This is a genomic window from Mycobacterium shunyiense (assembly GCF_058270035.1).
The window spans coordinates 197864-219721 of sequence record NZ_JBZDPT010000007.1 but is presented as its reverse complement, the minus strand read 5'-3'; the positions used below and the strand labels follow the sequence as shown (position 1 = coordinate 219721).

Sequence of the window (21858 nt, the reverse complement as noted above, 5' to 3'; positions counted from 1 at the left end):
CTGACGAGCTGTCGAATCAGAAGCCGCCGGCAAGATGCTTGTCGAGCGCCGCCGCGTCTTCCTGCGACTGATTTCCCCCGGACCGGGTCTGGGTGATCTCGTTGAGGATCGCGTCCATCTGCTGCAGGATCTGTGTCTGCTTCTGGTGCAGCGTCGCCGCGGCATCGCCCTCATACACGCCCTGCAGCGCGGTGAAGACCTGACTGACTTCCTCACGCATCTGCTGCGCGTTGTTGGTCGCGCCCTGAATGTCGTCCAGGGATGCGTAGTTGGATCCGTACTGGTACCGGATGCTGTCTGTATCCATTGATCAAGCCCCTTTCGTTTGGTCGACTGCTAGTCGGCGTCGTGGCTGACGAGTGCGTTGATGTCGGACTTTCCCTTGTCGACGATGTGCTGCAGGTTGTTGATGACGTAGTTGAAGTCCTCGTGGTGCTGCGTCATGATGCCGCGGAACTTCGCCGCCTTGCCGCCCGTCCAGGAACTGGCGGTCATCGACTCGGTCTGGTCGAGGATCTGGGAAGCCAGCCGCCTGACATCCATCATCTGTTTGTCGATGTTCTCGATCTTGCTCTGGGCTTCCGCGGGCGTCAGATGGAGCGTCATGCCTTACCTCTCTTTGTCAGAACCGGCATGAATCGCCGGACGGTGGTTGAGAATTCGCTGTTGAACACGGAGCGGATCTAGCAGTCCCCCCATCTGTAGCCGGACAGCTCGACAAGCTGGCCGACGGCCTGCTTGACCGTGTGGTCCGACCCCGGCTTGAGGGTGGTCCACAGCTGCCCGCTGGGTGAGGAGCTCGGGGCGCCGACGATCCGTCCGCGCTTGGTGTAGAACAGTCCGACCGCCCCGGCAGAACGTGAGACCCGGTCCACGTCGGCATCGAGCGCGTAGTAGACGATCTCGGCGAATGCCAACCGTGCGGCCAGCGCCGAGCCCAGCATCATCGCGGTGCGGGTGTCGGCCCCGAGTGCCCGGATCCGGTCGGACAATTCGGTGGGGTCGTGGGTGTCCGACAGGGCCTGGGCGACCTCGGCCAGTGGGGCACCGACGGGACTGATCTCGGCCGGGACGGACGCCGGCAGGCGACGCAGCAGGGCGCTGGTGGCGCTGGAAAGGTTGGCGCCGTCGTCGATCAGGTCCAAGGTGATCTCGTCACCGACCCGGCAGGCCGAGACGCACCAGGTGCCGTGGCGCACGACCGTGACGCGAGCCGGCCCATCGGGGGTGACCAGGCGCATCGCGAGCTCACGGTCGGGCCGTTGCAACGACTGCACGACCGTGGCGAGGTCTGTGGGTACCTCCCCGCCCGGCAGCAGGCCGCGCTCGGCCAGGGTTCGGGTGGCTCGACCGGCTGCCTCGACCCGAGCGGTTTCGGTGGGATGGCGGGATCGCAAATTCAACACCAACGGCAGCGACTGGACACCGAGTCTCGCTGCCAGAACCTGCAGTTCGTCGTCCGTGACGACTGGGGCAAGCGATGCCGTCATAGGCTGAGCCCCCGGTCGACGCCGATCACCGGGGGAGTGACCCAACGGTTGTCCACCTGCTCGAGGGTGCGCTCGGGTTCGTCGGCGAAGCCCTCGCCCGCCGGTACCTCGGGGGCAGCCAGTTCGTCGAACACCGCGGTATCCGGGCCCCAACTGACGTTCGACACCGTGAACGGTGCGTCGTTCTGCTGCGCGGTGGGAAGCCAGGACTGCCCGGCGTCCGACACCCCGGCGCCGGGTTCTCCCGCGCCGTCGAGGGTCGCCGCGGGTTGCGCCGACTCGTAGTCGCGGCTCTGGTCGTTGCGGCCCATCGCGCCCATCGGCGCATAGGGCGCGCCACTCATCCCGGTGCCCGAGGAACCGCCGCTGCCGGCGAATCCGGTCTTCTGCAACGACTTGGGGTCGTTACTCGACTTGATGGTCGGTGCGACCATCGGCGCCAGCGGCGGGGGCGGCACCGCAGGAGCACCGCCTGCCGCGGCGCCCCCTCCGCCGGGCGCACCTTCACCGCCCTGTTCGGCCGCCAGGGCATTGCCTTTCGACACCTGCGGCGGCGGGGGCTGCTCCCACGGCTGGGCCAGGGGAGCAGCGGCCTCCTCGTACTGCTGCATGACGGCCGCGGCGTTGGCCGCATCGGCGGTGGCGGCCGCGTCGAACTCGGCGAACGTCCCGGTCAGCACGGCCCCGTTGTACGCGGCCAGCGAGGCCATCATGTCCTGGGCGGCCCGTGCCTCGACGGCCTCCGACACGCTGGGCATCGCGAGCACCGCCACAGTGTTGGCGACCGCGGCTTCCTCTGCGCGTTGACCGTTGCCTGCCGCGCTGAGGCTGATCGCCTGCAGCCACTGGCCGAATTCTTCCAGGCGTTGTGCCGCCGCGTTGGAGGCCTGGCTGTCCCACGCAGTTCGAAGACGGGCCACGAGCTTGTCGAAATCGACTGAGACATTCGCCAGTTCGTTGGCGACTCGGATCCAGGCTGCGCCGGCACCACCGACCGACGCCGGGCCGGGCCCCTCGGTGAGGTCACGCGCCAGCTGCTCGGTGCTGCGTGACTCCCACGCAACGTCGGTGAACCCCACGCCCAGAAACCTCCCCTCGCCGAACAGAACCAGATGTACGTATGACGGTCAGCCGGCGAAGTCCTCCGAGGCGGCAATGTTGGACGAATGACTGCGCAGGGTCGCGGCCACCTCGTGGACCTCGACCATCCCCTGGTCGGTGGAGGTCCCGAATGAGGAGTGGACCTCGTTGAGAGTCTGGGCAATTCGTTGTGACACCTCGTCACGTCCCGACGGGGTAACCGTGAGGTTGGGCGCCTCGTCGGTCATCACCCGCCCTACCCGGTTGGCGAGTTCGTCGAGTTGGCGGCTGATCTCCTGCACCTCTGCGGGCTGGATGGACATTCCGTCGCTGTCGGCCATGACCGTTCTCCTTGGTTGGGATGACTAGATCCGGAGTTCGACGTCCGGAGTCTGATACGGGTCGGCCTCCCCGAGGACCGGGGGGGCCGCAGTGCCGAGATCGCCGACGATCTCGCTGCCTTGGTCGGTGGTGTGCAGGAAGGACGCCGAGGTGTGGTTGTTGCCGGACGAGGCGTTCGCACCCTGGCCGGCGCCCATCGCCCCCATGGGTGCGCCCCCCATCATGCCCGGTGAGCCGACACCGCCGACTCTCGGCGCGGCTGATTGTGCTGGGGCGCTGGCGGTTTCAGCCTGAATCATGGCTGACATGGGTAGTGACCGAGGCCCGGGCATGCCGGCACCCCCGATCCCGCCGCCGACACCGCCGACGCCTACTCCACCGCCCGCGAGTGCGGGGTCGCCTTCACCTTCTCCCGCAGCGTCGGCCGCCGGGTCCATCGGATCGATCGCGGGATTCGCGGCGTTCTGACTGGCTGCCGACGCCGCGCCGGTGCCGGCCTGCACCCCTGCCTCTGCGCCTTTCATCGCCATCGGCATCAGCTGGGACAGGCCCGCCAGCGACGAGGCACCTTCGGGTGCGGCGGTGATGCCCACGGGTGCACCGGCGGTGGTGACCTGGGCGGCCTGGGTGGCCAGTGAGGTCTGCAGTTCGGTCATCACCTCGGCGGTGGTGGCAATTGCCTTGTTGGCAGCGGCGATTGCGGCGGCCCACCCCCACGGGAAGATGATCATGGGACCGATGGCGGCGATCGTCGCGGCGAACTCGGTGATGATGGCGATGAGCCGGACCCTGGCCTGGCCGACGTCGGCGGCGGCCCCGGTCAAACTGCTACTCAGGGCCTCGGATTGGGCACCTACCGCGGCCCCGTCGGAAATGGCGGTCGTGGTCTTGGTCGCCGCGGCGGTGCCGGACGCGCCCTGCCAGGCGTCGCCCGCCGCACTGACCGACTTCGCCATCGGACCGCCGGTGGACTGGAACATCTTGGCGATGGCAGGCAGCATCGTCGTCGGATCGACCCCGTCGAACATGCCGGTGCCAAGGGTGCTGAGAGCATCGGTGACCGGGCTGATCAAGGCACTCGGATCCATGGGATTCGCGGGTGGCTGCTGTTCGGGTTGGCCTTCGGGTGGCGGTACTTCTGCCGGCTTTTGATCCGCAATTGGCGGCAAACCCAGCCGGTCAAGAATTTGTCTGACTGGCAAATTCAGAAAGTCTTGCAGATTCTGTTCTTGAGCAGCGATTACCGGTGTGGCGTCGTAGCCGGGAACGCGTTGAGCCAACTGTCCAACGGGGGTTACCGGCTGGGGAGGCAAAACTGTAGGCATATGGCGTCAGGCCTAGGCGTCGTCGTTGGACAGGACGGCGGACCGGGCCCCTTCGGTGGCGGCCCCGGTGGCGGCGTGCACTCCGCCCACCAGCAGTGTGCCGGCCAAATTATTGGCTTGAGCTGGGCCAAATGCTGCCAGATACACCGCGCCGATCGGGCCGAGTGCGGCTGCCGCGGACATCAGCATCGCCGCTGAGTCGGCCGATCCAGCTGTGGTTATCGCGGATGCGGCCGCCTCGTTCGCAGCGGAAAAGGTAGCCATCCCCGAGGGTTGGGCGGCGAAAATGTCGCTCATCGTGCTGATACCTTTCCAGCTGGAAGCGGGGGTTGTGTGGGCACGAGACCAATAAACTATAGCCGCGGCCACCCTCCGCAGCTAACTGAATTTTCCGCAAATAATCCGTGTAGATCGTTCGTCTTGGTAATTAGCGAAATGGCAAAAATTGCTGATCACGGTGATTTGTGGGTGGTTTCTGCGTGCACGCTGGGAAGGTGCTGTCGCCGGGTGTTTGCCGGACCGGGGGCGATGTGGCACGAGTGGATCATCTTGCGGTGACGCCCAATCCGTGCGTGCGTTCCCGGTGGTTGCGGGTAACTCCCTGTGTGATAACCCATTCAAATATCTACAGCGAACGTCAATTATCAACGGCAATAGCGGATCGTCTGCGTGAAACCCGCTCGGATGACGGATGAGCGAACCTAGCCGCGCGGCTCGAAAGCGCCGCCGTCCCACCGAGTCAGTGGAGCCTGGATCAGTTCCTGCATGCGCTGCGCGAACTCCTGAGACAGATACTGCTGGCGGGCCGTCGCTACCTGCGCGGCAGCGTCGGCGGTCTCGACGATCAGCTTGGCGAGTGCGTCCGCACCCAGCTTGTGCGCTGCGGGCCCGAGCCACAGTCCGGTGAGGGCGCCCATGCCGTCGACCTCGGCGCTGACGTTCCCGTCACGGCTGGTGACCCGCGCCGAAATCGATTGGCAGTGCTCATCCATCGCCTGTACCAGATCACGCTGCTTGCGGATGCGACCGATGAGGGAGTCGGCGAGCCCGGTCATACCGACCTGCCCCAGGTGGGCGGGAGTTCGCCCTCCTCGCCCAGCACGGCGTCTTCGGCACGGGCCAATTCCTCTGCGGTCGCCAACTGCAAGGGTTCGATGACCGATGCGCTGTAACCCTTTTCGGCCAGGTCACGCCTGTGTTCGAACTGGGCGCGGGCCGCGGACAACCGGCACAGCGCCATGATCTCGTCGGCCAGTTGTGCGGGTGGCTTCTTCAACTCGACGGGGTCGAGGCGAAGCGACACCGGCAGACCCCGTTCGGTGGTGTGCACCGAAATCGTTCCGCCAGGTGACTGCACCGGCTGTGCCATTCTGCTCAACTTAGTACACTCGCGGGCGAATCGCGGCTGAGGCTGCAGTGAGGAGATGTGTCACCTCCGATGAATGGATCCACCGATGCGCAGCGGGTTTTCGATGCCGGAGTGCTGTCGCTCGGCATTCCCATCGACGGATTGGAGACCGAGCGCGACCTGCCCTATGCGGCGCTCGCGTTCCGTCGAGCCACGGAATATGACCCGGACATGTGCGACGCGTGGCTGGGTCGCGCCGCCGCCGGTGACACCAGCCCCGAGGTCGTCTACCACCTGTACCGAACCAGCACACTCACGTTGTTCCGCGAGCAGCGCAGACTCGGCCTGCCGCAACGGGCTTTGAGCGGACGCTTCCAGACCGGCCTGTACCTCGACTACCCGTTGAGTACCAAGACCGAGATGTGGCTCGCCTACGCGGCCAGCATGATCGGCGCCAGAGATTTCGACGAGGCCGAACAGGTGCTCGACAAGCTGGACCAGGCCACGACCGCATCCGACGGTGACACCAGTGAGATCCGCGCGTATATCCGTGGCGTACTGCACTTCACGACGCAGCGCTGGCCCGATGTGCTGAGCGCGTTGAGCAGGTCGGGATCGTTCACCGACAACTACATCGGCGCCGGCGCGGATCTGATGGTCGGATCGGCGTGTGCGCAGATGGGGCTGTTCGGAGAGGGCATCCGCCGGCTCGACCAGGCCGTCGAGGGTCCGGTTCCGGGAGCGCGGCGGGCCGCGGAGTTCTGCAAGGGGCTGACCCTCCGGGAGATGGGCGAAGAGCAGGACGCCCGGGTGATCTTCGAACGGATCTACAGCGAGGACCCGGGATTCGAGGCGAACGCCGCGGCGTTGGCCGATCCGAAGTACCGGTTGGTGGTCACCTCGAAGGAGATCGTCGACTCGCGCACCGACCGCTGGGATCCGGCCAGCGTGCCGTCGGCAGAGGACCTCCTGGCTGACGATCTGTCGGAACGCGGCAACGAATACCTACAGGCGGCGCAGCAGGAACTCGATCGGCAGATCGGCTTGTCAGAGGTCAAACTTCAAGTCGCCAAATTGAAGTCGGCGGCGATGCTGGCAAAGGTCCGCGGGGACAAGGGGCTCAGTTCGGCCGCGCGCAGTCTGCACCTGGCGTTCACCGGCCCGCCCGGAACCGGCAAGACCACGATCGCCCGGGTGGTGGCACAGACCTACTGCGGGCTGGGGTTGCTGCGCACGCCCAACATCGTGGAGGCCAAACGCCACGATTTCGTCGGCCAGCATCTCGGCAGCACCGCGATCAAAACCACCGCGTTGATCGACTCGGCCATGGACGGCGTGCTGTTCATCGACGAGGCCTACACGTTGATCCAGACGGGACTGTCCGGCGGCGACGCCTTCGGCCGTGAGGCGGTCGACACCCTGCTGGCCCGCATGGAGAACGACCGCGACCGCCTGGTGGTCATCATCGCCGGCTACGACGGTGAGATCGATCGATTCCTGGCCTCCAACGACGGCCTCGCGTCGCGATTCACCAAACGAATCCGGTTCAGCTCCTACGGTCCGCACGAACTCGGGGACATCGGTAAGCTCGTCGCCCGCACCAGGGACTCCGAATTGTCGGACGCCGCTTACGAAGAACTCGTCACCGCGTGTGTCGAGCTGTGTCAGAGTGAGGCACTCGACCAGTCGGGGCAGTTGCGTCCCGGCATCGATCTGGCCGGCAACGGCCGCTTCGTCCGTAACGTCATCGAGGCGGCCGAAGAGGAACGCGAATACCGGCTCAGTGAACTTCACGGCACCAATCTGTCGGAACTCGACGAAGCGCAGTTGATGCGGATCGAGCCGGTGGACATGCGGGCCGCGCTCAAACAGGTACTCGGAATGACGGCATCGAGTTGACCGGAGGGAAGTAGCCATGACCGACAGCGACGACGAGCGGTTGAGCGTTGGCCCTCCGGAGCCGACGCCGTTCACGTCCATCAAGCCGCGGACCGCAGATGGTCAGCGTCCGTCGGTGGTGCCCAGCAACGGCGAACTGGGACTGATCCGTGCCGCGCCCACGCCGAAGTCGGGCTGGCGCAAGGCCGTCTACCGGGCCACTGGCATGAATCCCGGTGTCTCCGAGCAGGAGTCAGCCCACAAGACCCTCATGGACCGGGTCAACCAACCGGTGGTCGGCGGCCCGTTCAACATCGCCCTGCTGTCCCAGAAGGGCGGAGTGGGCAAAACCACCACCACCGTTGGTCTGGGGGCGACACTTGCCGCCACCCGCGGTGACCGGGTGATCGCGGTGGATGCCAACCCCGACTTCGGCACGCTCGCCCAACGTGGACCCAACGAATGCGGTTCCACCGTGCGCGACGTGCTCATCGACGACGGCATCTCGCGGTACTCCGACATTCGCCGCCACACCTCCCAGAGCACCAGCCGCCTGGAGATCCTGGCCTCCGAGCGGGACCCGGCCACCTCAGAGGCGTTCTCGGAGCACGACTATCGCGGTGTCCTGAGTGTGTTGCAGCGCTTCTACAACATCATCCTGACCGACTGTGGCACCGGGCTGGTGCACTCGGCGATGGCGGGAGTGCTGGATGTGGCGGATGCGATCGTGATCGTCGCATCGCCTGCCATCGACTCGGCACGCAGCGCCCTTGCCACGTTGGATTGGCTTGAGCGCAACGGCTATTCGCACCTGGTGCCGAAGGCGGTCGTGGTGGTCAGCGCCTCGCGCCCCGGTGCCCTCGGGCTGGACATGGGTCAACTGTCCAACCATTTCCTGCCCAGGGTGCGGGCTCTGCACGTGATTCCGTTCGACGATCACCTCGCCGAAGGAGCCGAGGTGGACCTCGGTTTCCTCAGCCGGCCCACCCGGCAGGCCTTCCTGGAACTGGCTTCCACCGTCGCCGACCTCTTCTCGGTGGCCCCTCAGGTCAAGCGGCGCGCCTGACAGGGATCACCGGCCGTTTCTGGCGATCACGATCTGCGGCAGGTTCAGTCCGCCGCGCAGCGTGAGCTCGATCGACGGGTCGGCGTGGCGGGCCAGGCTGCGCAATGCCGAGGGACTGTAGCTGCGCAGCGAACTGATGACCCCGTCGTGCACGAACGGCAGCACTGCGGCCATGGGCAGCATCGTCGCCAGGCGTAACAGGTGCAGCGGGGCCGGCGGCCGCGGCAGGTCGATGATCAGCAGCGCTTCGGCAACCCTGGTGCCCTCGGCGAACACCCGCGCGGCCTGCGACGGGCGCAGGTGGTGAAACGACAAGGCGAACAGGGCCAGGTCGTAACTGTCATCGGCGGCATCGATTTCGGTGGCGTCCATCTGGCGGACCTCGGCGCGGGGATGGCTGCCAAGGTCGCTCGCGGCAATGCGGGCCACCGAATCCGGATCGAGGTCGGTGACGGTGACCTGCGCGGAAGGATGGTCGGCCAGCAGTTGCCGCGACACTCCACCGTGCCCGGCGCCCAACTCCAGAATTCGCGGATCGGCTACGTCGGCGACCAGATCGAGCGCGATCGCGGCGAAGCGCTGGTGATTCCTGAAGAACCGGCCGGTCCAGTCCAGGGCAGCGATCACCTGGCTCTTGGTCGAGTCGTCGACATCGTCGCGGTCGAGATACTCCTGTCGGTCCGTTTCCAGCAGCCGGTCCAGGCACGACGCGCGGAATCCGCCTCTGGGCATCCGGTCGATATCTGAGGAGTCGGGAGCCATGTAGGCCATCATGTACGAATGTCCGCGGACTTCGTAGCTGCAATTGACCAGGGGACCACCAGCACCCGATGCATGATCTTCGATCACGCCGGCGCCGAGGTGGGTCGCCATCAGCTCGAGCACCAGCAGATCCTCCCGAGGGCCGGATGGGTGGAACACAACCCGGTCGAGATCTGGGAGCGCACCTCCGCGGCCATCATGACCGCACTGAACAAGACCAACCTGGTGGCCGCGGACCTTGCGGCGCTCGGCATCACCAATCAGCGGGAGACCACACTGGTCTGGAACCGCCACACCGGCCGGCCCTACCACAACGCCATCGTCTGGCAGGACACCCGTACTGACCGCATCGCCGCCGCGTTGGACCGAGACGGCCGCGGCGACGTCATCCGGCGCAAGGCCGGGCTGCCGCCCGCGACCTACTTCTCGGGCGGCAAGATCCAGTGGATCCTGGACAACGTCGACGGGGTCCGGCGCGATGCGGAGAACGGTGACGCGATCTTCGGCACGCCCGACAGCTGGGTGACCTGGAACCTCACCGGAGGCTATCGCGGCGGCGAGCACGTCACCGATGTCACCAACGCCAGCCGCACCATGCTGATGAACCTGGAAACTCTGGACTGGGACGACGAGTTGTTGTCGTTCTTCTCGATTCCGCGGCAGATGCTGCCCGAGATCAAGCCGTCATCCAATCCGGCCTCGTTCGGGAGCACCCGAGACAACGGGCCGCTGGCAGGGCAGGTGCCGGTGACCGGCATCCTCGGCGATCAGCAGGCCGCCATGGTGGGCCAGGTGTGCCTGGAGCCCGGTGAGGCCAAGAACACTTACGGCACAGGAAATTTCCTGCTGCTCAACACGGGTGAGAAGATCGTTCGTTCGGACAACGGGCTGCTCACCACGGTGTGTTACCAGTTCGGTGACTCGAAACCCGTTTACGCCCTTGAAGGTTCGATCGCCGTGACCGGTTCGGCGGTGCAGTGGCTGCGCGACCAGCTGGGCATCATCAGCGGTGCGGCACAGAGCGAGGCGCTCGCCCGGCAGGTCGCCGACAACGGCGGCGTCTACTTCGTGCCGGCGTTCTCCGGGCTGTTCGCACCCTATTGGCGCTCGGACGCCCGGGGCGTCATCGTCGGACTGTCCCGCTTCAACACCAATGCTCACCTGGCGCGGGCCACCCTGGAGGCGATCTGCTACCAGAGCCGCGATGTGGTTGAGGCCATGGAAGCGGATTCTGGTGTGCACCTTGAGGTTCTGAAGGTCGACGGCGGTATCACCGCCAATGCGCTGTGCATGCAGATCCAGGCCGATGTGCTGGGCGTCGACGTGGTCAAGCCCGTGGTGGCCGAGACCACTGCGCTGGGCGCGGCGTATGCAGCCGGGCTCGCAGTGGGATTCTGGGCGAGCCCCGACGATCTGCGGGACAACTGGCAGGAAGGCCAGCGTTGGAGCTCGCAGTGGGATGACGAGCAGCGTCACGGGGGTTACGCCGGTTGGCGCAAAGCTGTTTCGCGCACGCTGGACTGGGTCGAGATCGACTGACCGGCTACCGTCGGCACTTGGCGACGATCGCCTTGAACTCGTCGGAATACTGCACGCCGAGAACCGCGTGGTCGGCACTCGCCTTGTTGCGGACGGCGTCGGTGATCTGTCCGGCCAACTCGGCCATCTTGTGGGCGTGCGGCCCGACCTCGCCGTCGGTCACCTGATCGGCGGCCTCGCGGATGAGTTTCGACCAATTCTCGTAGTCGCCCACTGCCGGACCTGGCTTGCCGGGGGGCGGGGGTGTGAGCGCGCCCAAGCTCGCGTTCGTGTAGTCCACCAAGAGCTGGGCCTGCCGGCAACCCTTGTTCCCGGTGTAGGTCAGTGCGGTCGCGCCCACGATCACCAGGACCGCGCACGTGGCGGCGGCAGTCGCGATCGCGATGTTGCGGGGCTCGGCATCGGGGACGCGTCGCCGCCACATCACATGGGCGACGATGACGGCAGCCACGCCGACCACCGCCATGATGATGGCTTCCCGCAGGTCCCCGGAATCGACACCGGCTGCCGAACCTACGGCCCCCATCGTCGCGGCGGCGGCGAGCAGGACCAGAAGCCACTGCCAGATACCGCGCCGGCGCTCGTAGGCATCGACGTCACGGAATTGGAGTCCGATGACCGCGCCGGCCGCAGTCAGGACTGCGACGACGGCCGGCGCGATGATCGTGAAGAGGCTGCTCACAACCGCAGCCTACGGGCCGCTACTCCTCGCCGAGGACCTGGTAGACCTCGCGGCGGGCGTTGTTGACGATGTCGAGGATGCGTTGTTGCTGGTCCTCGGTGGCGGTGAAGCTCGATTGCCCGACGGCGGCCATCAGCTGGCCGAGGGCGCCGCGCAGGTTCATCGCAGCGGGGTCGGCATCTTCGGTGATCTGGTCCCAGGGCGCGGTCTCGATCGCGGCCGCCGCTTGGCGACCTTCCTCGGTCAGCTCGAAAGTCTTTTTGCTGCCCTCGGTTTCGGCCGGGGTGATCAGGTCTTCGTCGACCAGCAGTTGCAGGGTGGGGTATACCGAGCCCGGACTGGGCTTCCACAGGTTGTGGCTGCGGGCGGCGATCTCCTGCGTCATCTCGTAGCCGTGCATGGGTCGTTCGGCCAGCAGGGTCAGGATGGCGGCGCGGACATCGCCGCGTCGTCCCCGTCGTCCGCCGCGCCCGCCCCGGCCCCGTGGGCCGCCGAAGTTGCCGAATCCGAAGCCGAGACCTCCGCGCGGGTCGAAGCCGAATTCGAAGCCGCGTCCGTGGCCGAAGCCCGGGCCACCGAGACCGGTCTGGCAGGTGGCGTCGGCGGCTTGCTCGCGGGCCGCGTGCGACTGGGCGCGCATCTGCTCGCGCATGTCCCGGCGTGCGGCGCGGGCCTGCTGAAACATGAGGCGGGCCTCTTCGCGGCCAAAGGGTACGAAACCGAAGCCGCCGTTTGGTGCATTGAATGGGTTGGTCATTGGTAAATCCTTCGTCGTCGTGGAGGAGCGCTGTTGGCGCTTCCGATGCGTCAACGATATATCGGAACCTATCGGTTGTCGATAGTCTTTTTGAGCCAATGTGCCCACTCGGCCTGCATGGCGTTGAAACGCAGGCCGTATTCCAGGGCTGCATGCCCGTACCGGCCCTCGTCGGTATCGGCCCAGACGATGGATGTCTCTAGTTCCTTGAGTCGCACCACCTCGGATTCGGAGTGGGCCGCCAGAGCGGTGAGATGCTCGAGTGCCTGGGTGCGGGGTAATTCACCGAGCAGAAACACCCGTAGCAGCCCGGCGCTGCGCTCGGGTGGGTCGCCGGCGGGATTGGTGATCCACTGCTCCAGTTCGGCGCGACCGGCAGGGGTGATGCGGTACTCCTTGCGGCCGCGCGGCCCGATCGCCGAGACCTCGATCAGGCCGGCCACGGCCAGCTTGTTGAGCTCGCCGTAGAGCTGGCTCTGGGTGGCCGGCCAGACGTTCGCCATCGATTTCTCGAACCGTCTGAGCAGGTCGTACCCGCTGCCGGGGTGCTGTGCCAACAAGCCAAGTGCCGCCATGCGCAGACTCATGCCGGCAGTCTACCGTCCACTATTGACATGTCAGTAATGGAATGCCACCGTTGAGTGCATGACTTCAGCCCTGCCCATCGGCGAAACCGACTTCTTCCGGCGCGGCAACTACGCACCCGTCGCCGACGAACTCACCGAATACGACCTGCCGGTCGACGGCGCCATCCCAGCCGAACTCGACGGCTGGTACCTGCGCAACGGCCCGAACCCACGCCAGGCGACCGAGCACTGGTTCACCGGCGACGGGATGATCCACGGCGTCCGCATCGAGGGCGGCGCAGCCAAGTGGTACCGCAACCGCTGGGTCCGCACCGACAGTTTCGTCAAGGACTTCCCGCTGTACAACGCCGACGGCACGCGCAACCTGCGCTCCGCCGTCGCCAACACCCACGTCGTGAACCACGCAGGCAAGACACTGGCGCTGGTGGAATCCTCGCTGCCCTACGAGATCACCAACGACTTGGAAACCTTGGGCGCCTACGACTTCGGCGGGAAACTGGTCGACTCGATGACCGCGCACCCCAAGATCTGCCCGACGACCGGCGAGCTGCACTTCTTCGGATACGGCAGCATCTTCGAGCCCTATGTCACCTATCACCGCGCGGACGCCAACGGTGAACTGACCGTCAACCGCCCGGTGGATGTCAAGGCGCACACCATGATGCACGACTTCGCGATGACCGCACGCCATGTCATCTTCATGGACCTGCCCGTCGTGTTCGACCTCGACATCGCGGTCAAGGGCGAAGGTGACATGCCCTACCGCTGGAGCGATGACTACGGCGCCCGATTCGGTGTGCTGCGCCGGGACGATCCCGACGCGCCGATCCGGTGGTTCGACATCGACTCGTGCTACGTGTTCCACGTTGCAAATGCGCACGATGACGGTAATTCTATTGTGCTGCAGGCAGTTCGCTACCCCGAACTGTGGCGCAGCAACGGTGGTTTCGACGTCGAGGGCGTGTTGTGGGAGTGGCGGATCGACCTGGCATCCGGGACCGTCCGCGAGCGTCAACTCGATGACCTCGGAGTGGAGTTCCCCCGCATCGATGATCGGTTGGCGGGTCTGCCCGCCCGGTACTCGGTGTCGGTCGCGGGTAACGCCTGGATCCGCTATGACCTGTCCACCGGCGCCGGGGCGCGCCACGAACTCGGATCCGGCGGACCGGGGGAAGCCGTGTTCGTCCCCGGCGCGGGTCCCGCCGACGAGAGCAACGGTTGGTACCTGGGCTACGTCTACAACCCGGAGTGGGACGGCAGCGATCTCGTGATCCTGGATGCGTCCGACTTCACCGGGGGCCCCGTCGCGACCATCAAACTGCCGCAGCGGGTTCCCTACGGCTTCCACGGGAACTGGGTCAGCGCCTAATGTGTGCGGATGGCCGGGTTCGGGTTCGACACGCTGGCACTGGTCGCGGTCATCGGCCTGACGGGACCGGCACTGGCCGCCGTCCCGCGGTTACGCATCCCGGTGGTCATCGGTGAGCTGATCGTCGGGATCGTCCTGGGCAGAAGTGGATTCGGCGTCGTCGATCACACCGATCCCACCTTCACCCTGCTGGCCGACATCGGTTTCGCGTTGGTGATGTTCGTCGTGGGCACCCACGTGCCGGTGCGCGACACCACGCTGCGCACCGCGCTTCCCAAGGCTCTGGTTCGGGCGGTGTTGGTGGGGGCGGTGGCCGCCGTGCTCGGAGTGGTGATCGCGCACCTGTTCGAGACGGGCCACGCCGCGCTCTACGCCGTGGTGATGGCGTCCTCGTCGGCTGCACTCGCGCTGCCGGTGATCGACGGCCTGCGCCTACAGGGGCCGAACGTGCTGTCGGTGACCGCCCAGATCGCCATTGCCGATGCGGCATCGATCGTGTTGCTGCCCTTGGTGATCGACATCCAGCGGGCGCCGCGAGCGGCTCTCGGTGCGCTGGCCATTGCCGGCTGCGCGGCGGTGTTGTTCGTCGGGTTACGTGCCGCGAATGCCCGGGGGCTACGCAAACGCCTGCACCGCTACTCCGAGGATCACAAGTTCGCGCTTGAGCTGCGACTGAGCCTGGTGATGCTGTTCGGACTGTCAGCGCTGGCCGTCGCCACCCACGTCTCGATCATGCTGGCCGGGTTCGCCCTCGGCCTGGTGGTGTCGGCTATCGGTGAGCCGCGGCGGCTGGCCAGGCAGTTGTTCGGTATCACCGACGGGTTCTTCGGCCCGTTGTTCTTCATCTGGCTCGGCGCCTCGCTGCAAGTCCGCGAACTCGCCGACAAGCCCGAATTCATCGTGCTCGGAGTGACTTTGGGGATCGGTGCGGTGCTCGCCCACAGTGCAGGACGGTTGCTGGGCCAGCCTGTGACGCTGGCCGTGTTCTCCGCCGCCCAGCTCGGCGTGCCGGTTGCCGCCGCGACGCTGGGCACCGAGCAGCACCTGATGGCGCCAGGTGAGCCCGCTGCGCTGATGCTCGGCGCGCTGGTCACCATCGCGACCACCTCGGTCGCCGGGGTGCTCGCGGCGCGGGTCAACCAGCCTGCACCCGATGTTCATTCGGGCTGACCCCGTAGGACCGTTTGAACGCGCTGCTCAACGCGAACGGCGTGGAGTAGCCGACCTGCCGGGCGACGGCAGCGATCGTGGCCTCGCTGCCGCGCAGCAGGTCGGCCGCCAGCGCCAGGCGCCAACCGGTGAGGAACGCGATCGGCGGTTCACCGACCTGATCGGTGAACCGGCGCGCAAAGACCGCGCGCGAACACCCCACTGCCGTAGCCAGATTGGAGACCGTCCAGGGGTGGGCCGGATTGTTGTAGATCAGCTTGAGGGCAGGCCCGACGACCGGGTCCCGTTCGGCCTGCCACCACGGTGGTGCCTTGTCGTCCCGGTCGAACCAGGTACGCAGGACCGCGATCAGCAGGAGGTCGAGCAACCGATCCAGATAGGCCTCCTGCCCGGACCCGTCGCGGCCGGCCTCGACCGACAGCAGATCGATCAGCGGGGTGTCCCACTCTTCGGCGTGCAGCACCAGCACAGCAGGCAGCGTGTCGAGCAGGCGGGCACTGACCTCGCTGCGACCCTCGTAGGCGCAGACGATCGACTCCGCGCCCCCGTCGGCGCTGTTGCCCCAGCTGCGCAGCCCGAGCGACATCTCGAAATGCAGATCCTCGCCCGACAGCGTGGTGCACTGCTGTCCGGGGCTGATGATGACGCTCGGCCGCGTAGCCGGATCGTCGGCGAAGACGTAGTTCTCGGTGCCGCGGGTCACCGCCACGTCGCCCGGCCCGAGCCGGAAGATGCCGCTGTGCTCGCCGACGATGACGGCCTCGCCGCGCGTCTGACAGATCAGGGCCAGCGGCGCTTCGTCGCGGATGGCGAGTGACCAAGGCGGCTCCATGCGGAGCCGCAACACGAATGCGCCCCGCGCGCGCACGCCGTCGAGCAGTCCGACCAGGGCGTCCACCTCGGTAGGGTAACGCTCATCCCGGCTTGCGCGCTTCGATGAGATGCCGGGATGAGTGCGCGACGAAGGATCCGTCGGTCGCGATCTGCCGGTGCAGTGCGGCGAGTTCGTCGCGATAGGCCGCGACGGTGAAGCCGGGCACGATCCAGATGACCTTGCGCAGGAAATACACGACCGCGCCGACGTCGAAGAACTCCATCCGCAGTCGCTCGGCATGCAGGCCGACGATGTCGAGGCCGGCCCTCTGCGCCGCGGCACACTCGATGTCGGGATCTCGGGCCAGCCGGGCCTGTGGCTGCGGGCCGAGGAAGAACTCGGTGAGCTCGAAAACGCTTGCCGGTCCGACATGTTGAGCGAAGTAGGTGCCGCCGGGACACAGCACGCGTGCGATTTCGTCCCACCACACGGAGGCCGGGTGCCGGCTGAGAACCAGTTCGAACGCCGCGTCGGCGAACGGCAACGGCGGCTCATCGGGATCGGCGACCACGACAACCCCACGGGGTCCCAGCAGCCGGGTCGCCCGGTCGAGGTTGGGCGGCCAGGACTCGGTGGCTGCCATGGTCGGCGGGAACACCGTCGCCCCGGCGAGCACTTCGCCACCGCCGGTCTGGATGTCGAGCGCCGACGATGCCGCGGCCAGCCGTTCGCTCATCAGGCGTTGAAACCCCCAAGACGGTCGGGCTTCGGTGGCCCGCCCGTCCAGCCATGAGAAGTCCCAGCCGTCCACCGATGCCGCGTCGGCCTCGGTGATCAGCTCGTCGAATTCGCGGGTCATGGTCTCCATCGTCGCAGTGCCGACCGGCGAGACGATCACGTATGGAATCGGGAGTCTCGACCATGGAACGTCTCGGGTCGGCGCCGTTGACTGAAGCCATGACCATCAGCCCCGTCGCCGTCCTCACCGCAGCCGCCGCCCTAGGCAGTGCCGCGAGCGGTGGAATCTTCTACGCCTTCTCGACATTTGTGATGCGCGGCCTCGACCGGACCGGTCCCGTCGCCGCGATCACCGCGATGCGCGGGATGAACTCAGCGGCCAACACCAACGCGCCGTTCCTGCTGTTCCTGCTCGGCTCTGCGCTGCTCTCGTTGGCCCTCGGCGTGGTCGCACTGACGCAGATCGGCCGGCCGGGCAGTTGGTTCCTGCTGGCCGGCGCGATCGTCGGAGTCCTCGGGGTCCTCGTCACGATGCTGTTCAACGTGCCGCTCAACAACCACATCGATCAGGTCGATCTCACCGACGCAGCGGCCGAATGGCAGGCCTACCTGACCACCTGGACCGCGTGGAACCACGTGCGTGCCGCCTCCGGGTTCATCGGTGCGGTCCTGCTGGTGATCGGGCTGCGTTACCGCTGAGGCCCGGTGTGCGGCCGAGTGGCCAGTTGGCACAAGCGTTTTCGCGGATCATGTGTCATAACTGGCCACTGGGCGTCAAATCGGCTGAGCCGGCTTGCGGAACGCGTAGGCGACGATCCCGGCCGCGGCCAGCGCGAGTATCGCCGCGATGACCGCTGTCGGTGCGATCCCGGAATCGAACGCGGTGCGGGCGGAGTCGAGCAGTTGCGCCGCCGTGTTCGCCGGCAGGTCGGCGGCCACGGAGGTGGCGCCGCCGATGCTCTCACCGGCGTCGGCCGCCTGTGTCGGGCTCAAGCCGGCCGGCAGGGCAATGTTGTTGCGGTAGAACGCCGTGAAGATCGTGCCGAGTGTGGCGGTGCCGATCACTGCGCCCAGCTCGTAGGCGGTCTCCGAGACAGCCGACGCCGCACCGGCTTTGGCGGCCGGTACCGAGGCGACGATGGTGTCGTTCGACACCGTCTGGGAGACGCCGACGCCGAGCTCGAGCACGATGAACGACACGATCACCGCGACCACCGACAGGTCGTGGCGGAACAGCAGGATCATGATGAACCCGGCGGCGACCAGTACCAGTCCGGCGACCATCAGGGTCTGCGGCGCAAAGCGTTTCGCCAGCTTGACCACGCTGATCCCGGCGACCATCGACACCACCGCGCCCGGCAGGGTCACCAGGCCGGCCGCCAGCGGAGACAGGCCGAGCACCAGCTGCAGGTGCTGCGAGATGAAGAAGATGAAGCCGATCAAGCCCACGATGGACAGGAAGTTCGCCAGGATCGACGAGCTGAACGGTGCGTAGGAGAACAGCCCGATGTCGAGCATCGGGGTGGCGCTGCGCTTCTGCCGAAGGACAAACAGCACGCCCGAGGCGATGCCCATCACGAAGGCCAGCCCGACCAGCAACGACAGCCCGTCGTGGGCAGCGGTCTTGATCGCCCACACGATGGGCAACATGGCGGTGAAGGACAGGGCCACGCTGGTCAGATCCAGCGGGCCCGGATTCGGGTCACGGGATTCCGGTATCAGCTTGGGACCCAGGACGAGCAGCGGCAGCAGGATCGGGACGGCCACCAAAAAGACCGACCCCCAATGGAAATGCTGCAACAGCGCGCCGCCGACGATCGGCCCGAGGGTCGATCCTGCGGTGAAGCACGAGGCCCAGATCGCGATGGCCAGCCGGCGCGCGGAGGCCTCGGTGAAGATGTTGCGGATCAACGACAGGGTCGAGGGCATCAGCATGGCACCGAACACGCCCAGCACGGCGCGGGCCAGCACCAGGTACTGCGCGCTCGGTGCGAAGGCGGCCGCGACCGACACCACCGCGAAACCGGTGGCGCCGATGAGCAGCATTCGACGCCGGCCCAACCGGTCGCCGAGGCTGCCCATGGCGACCAGAAGTGCGGCCAGCACCAGCGAGTAGACGTCGACGATCCAGAGCTGGGTGGATGCGGCGGGCCGGAAATCCTCGGCGATCGCCGGGAGGGCGAACGCCAGCACGGTGTTGTCGACCGCGATCAGGATGACCGGAAGGGCCAGCACGGCGAGTGCGAGCCAGGCGCGTTTGGGCGTCGGTGTCATCGACGGCGAGCCGTCGCGAGGGTCTGACGGCGAGCCGTCGCGAGGGTTTGACGGCGAGCCGTCGAGGCGGGTGGACATGGGGCTTGGCTCCAAGGACTCAAGAAGAGGGGCTCAGCCGCGCGGGAGATCAATGGTGCCCGCGGTCAGGCTGGTCATGATGGCGTCGACGATTTGGTGGCGGGGTGTGCCGTCCTGCTTGGCGGCTTCGTAGCCGGCGTCAAGCAGGGCCCAGAACACTCGCCGGGCCCATCCTGGGGGATATTCGGGCCTGTCGACAGCGGCGCGGTTGAGCACCTCGACGATCGCCTCGTCCCCGGTGTCGAGGTAGGCGGCCAGCTCGGGATCGGCCAGGATCGTCGGCTCGCTGTACACGAAGATCACGATGGGGCCCAGGTCGAGTTGGCTTTCCACCACGCGGCGCAGCGCCGCGTCCGCCGGACCGTGGGTGGGATCCGCGCGGTCGATTTCGGCGTTGCTGAGCTCGTGGACGTGGCGGGCCAGGGCCCGCAGGAGATCGGTGCGTTCCGGGTAGTACCGGTGCACGGTGCTGCGGCCGACGTCGGCGGCAGCGGCGATATCGGTCAGTGAGGCCGACGGATTGTCGGCCAGGACCGTCATGGCGGCATCGAGAATCGCCTTGCGGGTGCGCTCCCGCGGCCCGCTGTGCGACGACGCCGAACTGGTCATGCATCAAAATGTAGCACGACCGGGCCAAAATGGGACAGTGATGTCCCACACTTCAGCTGGGCAACGTGAACCCGCTGGTCGGAGGCGGTGGAGGGTAGTTCGGATACGGCGGGGGATAACGCGCTGGGAACGCCGGAGCCGGGGCCTGCGGCATGAGCCTGGCCAACGCGCGACGATGCCGTTCGGCCAGCACCGCGGCCAGCACGTACTCGACCGGCGCGCCCGGCGGGGGCGGGGGTGAGATGCGGGAGGTCACCTCGCCGAAGATCCTCCCGCCCATCTCCTGGCGTATCCGCGGGTCGAGTTGGGCCGAGCGCGACACGAACTGCCTGGCGAGCTCGGCCTGCTCGGGGCCCAGCCCGGACAGTTCCAGCGAGCCGGCCCACCAGGCCAACGCCGGCGGCATGACCGGTGGCGGGTTCAACTTGGGCCCGCGCTCACTGATCACCACCGTCCCGGCGAAGATGTCACCGAGGCGCTTGCCCTTCGCTGACACCAGGCTGCAGATCACCGCAGGCCCGCCGGTGAGCATCCAGATCTCGATGAAGCCCGCCAGCCCGCGGAACAAGGCCTGCCGGAAGCGTTCCGGGCCGCCGTCCTCGGCCACCACCCGGAGACCCAACGCCATCTTGCCCAGCGACCGGCCGCGGGTCGCGGTCTCCATCACCACCGGATAACCCACCAGGGTCAGCACCGTGAAGATGATCAGAATGGCCGCCGTCAGTGCATCGTCGAGCTGGCTCAACGTGATCGACCACAACACCAGACCTGCCACATAGCCGACGGCGATCACCAGAATGTCGATCAACGCGGCCAGCGTGCGCACCGGCAACTGGGCGATCGCCACGTCGAGGACGACGGCGTCCCCGGTCACCACCGGCGCGGGCTGCCAAACCATACCGACACACGCTACCGACTACGCTTTGCCACGTGGATGTCGATGCGTTCGTCGTGGCCCATCGCCCCACCTGGGACCGGTTGGAGCAGTTGGTAAAACGACGCCGACGGTTGACCGGTGCGGAGGTGGACGAGCTCGTCGACCTCTATCAGCGGGTCTCGACGCACCTGTCGATCGTGCGTTCGGCCTCGCAGGATTCCGTTCTGGTCGGCCGGTTGTCTGGGCTGGTGGCCCGGGCGCGCGCCGCGGTGACAGGTGCGCACGCTCCGCTCTGGCGCGAGTTCGTCCGGTTCTGGACCGTGTCCTTCCCCGTGGTGGCCTACCGGGCCTGGCGCTGGTGGCTGGGATCGGCGGTGGCGTTCTTCATCGTGACCGTCGCCCTGGCGCTGTGGGTGTCGGGCAACCCGGATGTGCACGCAGCCATCGGAACCCCCAGCGAGATCGACGAATTGGTGAACCACGACTTCGCGTCGTATTACAGCGAGCATCCCGCCGCGTCATTTGCCCTGCAGGTGTGGGTGAACAACTCCTGGGTGGCGGCACAGTGCATCGCCTTCGCGATCCTGCTCGGCCTGCCCATCCCGTACGTGCTGTTCCAGAACGCGGCGAACCTCGGTGTGATCGCCGGACTGATGTTCAGCGCAGACAAGGGAGATCTCTTCCTCGGCCTGATCACCCCGCACGGACTGCTCGAGTTGACCGCGGTATTCCTGGCCGCCGCGGTGGGGATGCGGCTGGGTTGGACGGTGATCGCTCCCGGCGACCGACCCCGCGCACAGGTGCTGGCCGAACAGGGCCGGGCTGTTGTTGCGGCCGCGATCGGGCTGGCCGTCGTGCTGTTGATATCCGGTCTGATCGAGGCATTGGTGACACCGTCGCCGTTGCCCACCTGGATGCGGATCGGCATCGGTGTGGCCGCCGAACTCGCCTTCCTCGGCTACGTGTTCCATTTCGGCCGCAAGGCCGCCCGGGCGGGCGAGAGTGGAGACCTCGAGGACGCCCCCGACGTGCTGCCCACGGGCTGAACTTTTCCGGCGAGCAGACGCGCAGGG

At 66.8% G+C, this 21858-nt stretch carries 24 protein-coding genes and 1 pseudogene; 7 read left to right on the top strand and 18 right to left on the bottom strand.

Features of this window, described 5'->3' with window-relative positions; translation table 11 throughout:
- Window positions 1-16: 16 nt before the first annotated feature.
- From AC4ELS_RS07585 to AC4ELS_RS07545, 9 genes are all read right to left on the bottom strand, one after another.
- Window positions 17-307, bottom strand: a complete 291-nt coding sequence (locus tag AC4ELS_RS07585; RefSeq protein WP_064958223.1) for a hypothetical protein — start codon at window positions 305-307, stop codon at window positions 17-19.
- Window positions 308-336: 29 nt separating this feature from the next.
- On the bottom strand, window positions 337-606 hold the full coding sequence (locus AC4ELS_RS07580; protein WP_055118232.1) for a WXG100 family type VII secretion target: 270 nt from the start codon (window positions 604-606) through the stop codon (window positions 337-339).
- Window positions 607-683: 77 nt separating this feature from the next.
- On the bottom strand, window positions 684-1490 hold the full coding sequence (locus AC4ELS_RS07575) for an ESX secretion-associated protein EspG (protein WP_499046610.1): 807 nt from the start codon (window positions 1488-1490) through the stop codon (window positions 684-686).
- A complete protein-coding gene (locus AC4ELS_RS07570; protein ID WP_499046609.1) occupies window positions 1487-2569 on the bottom strand; it encodes a PPE domain-containing protein in 1083 nt (360 codons plus the stop codon). The genes AC4ELS_RS07575 and AC4ELS_RS07570 overlap by 4 nt, the downstream gene beginning before the upstream one ends.
- A 48-nt stretch (window positions 2570-2617) precedes the next feature.
- On the bottom strand, window positions 2618-2911 hold the full coding sequence (locus AC4ELS_RS07565; RefSeq protein ID WP_498887590.1) for a PE family protein: 294 nt from the start codon (window positions 2909-2911) through the stop codon (window positions 2618-2620).
- 24 nt (window positions 2912-2935) lie between these two features.
- Window positions 2936-4000 carry a hypothetical protein gene (locus AC4ELS_RS07560; RefSeq protein ID WP_499046607.1) on the bottom strand — a complete coding sequence of 355 codons (1065 nt, stop codon included), beginning with the start codon at window positions 3998-4000 and terminating at the stop codon, window positions 2936-2938.
- Between the two features lie 249 nt (window positions 4001-4249).
- On the bottom strand, window positions 4250-4534 hold the full coding sequence (locus tag AC4ELS_RS07555) for a hypothetical protein (protein ID WP_064958218.1): 285 nt from the start codon (window positions 4532-4534) through the stop codon (window positions 4250-4252).
- Window positions 4535-4938: 404 nt separating this feature from the next.
- Window positions 4939-5292, bottom strand: a complete 354-nt coding sequence (locus AC4ELS_RS07550) for a YbaB/EbfC family nucleoid-associated protein (protein WP_499046605.1) — start codon at window positions 5290-5292, stop codon at window positions 4939-4941.
- Window positions 5289-5606: a hypothetical protein gene (locus tag AC4ELS_RS07545; RefSeq protein WP_499046603.1), complete on the bottom strand. Its 318-nt coding sequence runs from the start codon at window positions 5604-5606 to the stop codon at window positions 5289-5291. Before AC4ELS_RS07545 ends, AC4ELS_RS07550 begins: the two co-directional genes overlap by 4 nt.
- A 69-nt stretch (window positions 5607-5675) precedes the next feature.
- On the opposite strand from AC4ELS_RS07545, the gene eccA reads away from it, so the two are divergent.
- The gene (gene eccA, locus AC4ELS_RS07540; protein WP_064958215.1) at window positions 5676-7484 is read left to right on the top strand and encodes a type VII secretion AAA-ATPase EccA; all 1809 of its coding nucleotides are present in this window, start codon (window positions 5676-5678) and stop codon (window positions 7482-7484) included.
- A gap of 55 nt (window positions 7485-7539) precedes the next feature.
- Window positions 7540-8529, top strand: a pseudogene (locus AC4ELS_RS07535) (MinD/ParA family ATP-binding protein); the annotation flags it as partial.
- A gap of 6 nt (window positions 8530-8535) precedes the next feature.
- Here the strand turns inward: AC4ELS_RS07535 and AC4ELS_RS07530 are convergent.
- The gene (locus AC4ELS_RS07530) at window positions 8536-9300 is read right to left on the bottom strand and encodes a class I SAM-dependent methyltransferase (protein ID WP_499046640.1); all 765 of its coding nucleotides are present in this window, start codon (window positions 9298-9300) and stop codon (window positions 8536-8538) included.
- A 9-nt stretch (window positions 9301-9309) separates the two neighbouring features.
- On the opposite strand from AC4ELS_RS07530, the gene glpK reads away from it, so the two are divergent.
- Window positions 9310-10830, top strand: a complete 1521-nt coding sequence (glpK, locus tag AC4ELS_RS07525) for a glycerol kinase GlpK (protein WP_499046602.1) — start codon at window positions 9310-9312, stop codon at window positions 10828-10830.
- 4 nt (window positions 10831-10834) lie between these two features.
- On the opposite strand, the gene AC4ELS_RS07520 is transcribed toward glpK, so the two are convergent.
- The 3 genes from AC4ELS_RS07520 to AC4ELS_RS07510 all read right to left on the bottom strand — a co-directional run bounded on the left by AC4ELS_RS07520 (window position 10835) and on the right by AC4ELS_RS07510 (window position 12856).
- Window positions 10835-11512 carry a hypothetical protein gene (locus tag AC4ELS_RS07520; RefSeq protein ID WP_064958213.1) on the bottom strand — a complete coding sequence of 226 codons (678 nt, stop codon included), beginning with the start codon at window positions 11510-11512 and terminating at the stop codon, window positions 10835-10837.
- A gap of 19 nt (window positions 11513-11531) precedes the next feature.
- The gene (locus AC4ELS_RS07515; protein ID WP_499046601.1) at window positions 11532-12269 is read right to left on the bottom strand and encodes a PadR family transcriptional regulator; all 738 of its coding nucleotides are present in this window, start codon (window positions 12267-12269) and stop codon (window positions 11532-11534) included.
- A 68-nt stretch (window positions 12270-12337) separates the two neighbouring features.
- Entirely contained in the window at window positions 12338-12856 is a 519-nt protein-coding gene (locus AC4ELS_RS07510; protein ID WP_499046599.1) for a PadR family transcriptional regulator, read from the bottom strand.
- 58 nt (window positions 12857-12914) lie between these two features.
- Here AC4ELS_RS07510 and AC4ELS_RS07505 point away from each other — a divergent pair, with 58 nt between their 5' ends.
- Together AC4ELS_RS07505 and AC4ELS_RS07500 are read left to right on the top strand one after the other, a co-directional pair.
- Complete coding sequence (locus AC4ELS_RS07505) at window positions 12915-14225, top strand: carotenoid oxygenase family protein (protein ID WP_499046598.1); 1311 nt, start codon at window positions 12915-12917, stop codon at window positions 14223-14225.
- 9 nt (window positions 14226-14234) lie between these two features.
- Complete coding sequence (locus AC4ELS_RS07500; protein ID WP_499046597.1) at window positions 14235-15395, top strand: cation:proton antiporter; 1161 nt, start codon at window positions 14235-14237, stop codon at window positions 15393-15395.
- Here AC4ELS_RS07500 and AC4ELS_RS07495 read toward each other — a convergent pair.
- Window positions 15361-16293 carry an AraC family transcriptional regulator gene (locus tag AC4ELS_RS07495; protein WP_499046595.1) on the bottom strand — a complete coding sequence of 311 codons (933 nt, stop codon included), beginning with the start codon at window positions 16291-16293 and terminating at the stop codon, window positions 15361-15363. The genes AC4ELS_RS07500 and AC4ELS_RS07495 overlap by 35 nt on opposite strands.
- Before the next feature lie 16 nt (window positions 16294-16309).
- Entirely contained in the window at window positions 16310-17068 is a 759-nt protein-coding gene (locus AC4ELS_RS07490; RefSeq protein WP_499046594.1) for a methyltransferase domain-containing protein, read from the bottom strand.
- 98 nt (window positions 17069-17166) lie between these two features.
- Between AC4ELS_RS07490 and AC4ELS_RS07485 the strand changes: the two genes are divergently transcribed.
- Window positions 17167-17646: an anthrone oxygenase family protein gene (locus tag AC4ELS_RS07485; RefSeq protein WP_499046593.1), complete on the top strand. Its 480-nt coding sequence runs from the start codon at window positions 17167-17169 to the stop codon at window positions 17644-17646.
- Window positions 17647-17721: 75 nt separating this feature from the next.
- On the opposite strand, the gene lfrA is transcribed toward AC4ELS_RS07485, so the two are convergent.
- Genes lfrA through AC4ELS_RS07470 form a run of 3 tightly spaced genes read right to left on the bottom strand, consistent with a single transcriptional unit; the run spans window position 17722 to window position 20806 of the window.
- Window positions 17722-19299: an efflux MFS transporter LfrA gene (gene lfrA / locus AC4ELS_RS07480; protein ID WP_499046591.1), complete on the bottom strand. Its 1578-nt coding sequence runs from the start codon at window positions 19297-19299 to the stop codon at window positions 17722-17724.
- Between the two features lie 33 nt (window positions 19300-19332).
- Window positions 19333-19908 (bottom strand): TetR/AcrR family transcriptional regulator, encoded by a 576-nt coding sequence (locus AC4ELS_RS07475; protein ID WP_064888141.1) that lies wholly within the window; start codon window positions 19906-19908, stop codon window positions 19333-19335.
- A gap of 52 nt (window positions 19909-19960) precedes the next feature.
- Complete coding sequence (locus AC4ELS_RS07470; RefSeq protein WP_448445304.1) at window positions 19961-20806, bottom strand: RDD family protein; 846 nt, start codon at window positions 20804-20806, stop codon at window positions 19961-19963.
- A 32-nt stretch (window positions 20807-20838) separates the two neighbouring features.
- On the opposite strand from AC4ELS_RS07470, the gene AC4ELS_RS07465 reads away from it, so the two are divergent.
- A complete protein-coding gene (locus AC4ELS_RS07465) occupies window positions 20839-21831 on the top strand; it encodes a stage II sporulation protein M (RefSeq protein ID WP_499046588.1) in 993 nt (330 codons plus the stop codon).
- Window positions 21832-21858: the final 27 nt, after the last annotated feature.